The organism is Paraburkholderia ferrariae NBRC 106233 (genome assembly GCF_000685035.1).
GTDB classification, from domain to species: Bacteria; Pseudomonadota; Gammaproteobacteria; order Burkholderiales; family Burkholderiaceae; genus Paraburkholderia; species Paraburkholderia ferrariae.
Genome location: NZ_BAYB01000085.1, coordinates 1 through 1,781 on the forward strand (window position 1 = coordinate 1; position 1,781 = coordinate 1,781).

The 1,781-nt window shown below is 68.2% G+C and carries 5 protein-coding genes; all 5 read right to left on the minus strand.

Translation table 11 applies throughout. The annotated features are described in order from the left end of the window. Positions 1-219 precede the first annotated feature (219 nt). The gene (locus tag BFE01S_RS36700; RefSeq protein WP_028229713.1) at positions 220-450 is read right to left on the minus strand and encodes a hypothetical protein; all 231 of its coding nucleotides are present in this window, start codon (positions 448-450) and stop codon (positions 220-222) included. A 74-nt stretch (positions 451-524) separates the two neighbouring features. After that, the gene (locus tag BFE01S_RS36705) at positions 525-716 is read right to left on the minus strand and encodes a hypothetical protein (protein WP_028229714.1); all 192 of its coding nucleotides are present in this window, start codon (positions 714-716) and stop codon (positions 525-527) included. A 14-nt stretch (positions 717-730) separates the two neighbouring features. Further along, positions 731-940 (minus strand): hypothetical protein, encoded by a 210-nt coding sequence (locus BFE01S_RS36710; protein ID WP_028229715.1) that lies wholly within the window; start codon positions 938-940, stop codon positions 731-733. Then, a complete protein-coding gene (locus tag BFE01S_RS36715) occupies positions 937-1,245 on the minus strand; it encodes a hypothetical protein (RefSeq protein WP_028229716.1) in 309 nt (102 codons plus the stop codon). Before BFE01S_RS36715 ends, BFE01S_RS36710 begins: the two co-directional genes overlap by 4 nt. A 61-nt stretch (positions 1,246-1,306) precedes the next feature. After that, on the minus strand, positions 1,307-1,781 hold a 475-nt coding region (locus BFE01S_RS45295), incomplete at its 5' end, for an ArdC family protein (RefSeq protein ID WP_042340107.1).

Sequence of the window (1,781 nt, forward strand, 5' to 3'; positions counted from 1 at the left end):
AGGCCTTGCAGCGGATCAACAGCTACCAGGGCCAAGAGAAGGGAACGGACAGCAACAGCCAGGAGGGAGAAGACCAGAGACGCCAGACACGGGCGAGCTGCCGGAGGATGGGCGGAACGGGGAGCGACAGCGGCGCAGCCGCTGAAGCCACCCGGCCAGGATGCCGCGCGGCGGGGCGCAGCCCCAAGAGCGCCCGCCCGCGTGGGCAGGCGGCGGCCGTCAGCACTGCCAGCTTGCGCGGAAGCCTCGCCAGTCGCGAGCAACAAAGCCGGTCGCCGACTCCAGCGCGGTGGCCAGCGCCTCGGCGCGCTCGTGGTCGGAGTGGCGGCGGATCGCGGCGGCGAACTCGGCCAGGGTCAGGCGGGAGCCCCAGCGCACCAGATAGCCCCATGCGGCGATGGCGTGGCGGATCAGCTCGTTTGTCTTGGTGTCGGCTGTGGTCTTGGTCATGGTCGTTTCCTCGGGTTCGATGGTCTAAGGGGTGCAGCTCGCGCGCCGGGCCTGCTCGCCCATGCGCGCGCGGATCAGGGGCGCAGGCCCAGCGCCTCGCGGCGGTCGCTGGTGGTCAAAACGCGATTGCACGCGGCGAGCTGGTCGTAAGCCTCGCGGGGCACGGCGGCAGTCCATTGGAGGCCGTAGCGGGCCGTCAGCGCCTTAAATTGGCTGATGGCGGCGTCTTTGGTCATCGGCTGGGCCTGGGTGGTCGTGGTGGTCATGGTTGCGGCCTCGGTCAAAGCGGGTAAAGGGTGATGCGGCTGCGGGCGTCGGGCGTGAAGCCCGACAGGCGGCAGGCGAGCACGTCCACCTGTTGCCAGCTCGCGCGCAGCGCGGCGGCGGCCGTCAGCTCAAGCGGTGAGAGGTAGTCGGCATCCGGGCCGCTGCCGTGGATGAGCTGAAGGCGTGCGCGCACGGCTGCGCGGCGGTATTCCTGGCGCGTCATGCTGTGGGCTCCAGCTCTTGCACGGCGCGGGATTCGTCCAGGCGCAAGCACGACTCCACCACGGGAAACCACGGGCAATCCCAGTCCAGCAGATAGCGCGCGCCCTTGGCGTACATGCCATCCGGCGAAGCCGGGCGCTCATAGAAGCCGGTCACGCGCAAGGCGAATTCCAGCCCGGCCGGGTTCGTGTAAATCACGGGGTCGCCGGCCTTGAACTTCAAGGGCTGGCCGTTCTCCGGGGCGAAGGGTTTTTGCTCGTCGTGCTGGGCGGTGACTTCCTCGGCCCATTCCCAATGGCTGCTCATGGCGTTGTCTTTCTCGAACTGGTGAAGGGGTTGCGCTGGCCAGCGGCCAGCGCTCCGAGGTTCAGGCGGCGGCTTCGTCGCTCTGCGGGGTCATGCCGGCCTTCTGCATGATGAGTTGATAGGCGGCGTTGGCGTGGCGGCTGGCCGTGAAAACGGCGTTCTTGTCGTTCTTCAGCACCTTCAGCCACGATTGCACATAGCTGGCGTGGTTCTCCAGGCGGGCACCTTCCAAGCCAAGATGGGCCACCACAAAGGCGCTGCCCAGCTCGGCCACCAGTTCTTCAAAGGCGTAGGCTTCAGAGCCGAAGCGGCCGGAGAAGTCGCGGCCCAGGCGCGACTCGTGGCCCGTCCAGTGGGTCAGCTCGTGCAGCGCGACGGCGTAGGCGTTGACCGGCTGGGCGAAGCGCTCGCGGGTCGGCATGTAGATTTCATCCGTCGAGGGGCGATAGAAAGCGCGGGCACCTTCCCAGGTGATGCGGGCACCGGACGCGGCCAGGACGTGCTCGGCTTGGGCAATGGGCTCGAATTCCGGGGTC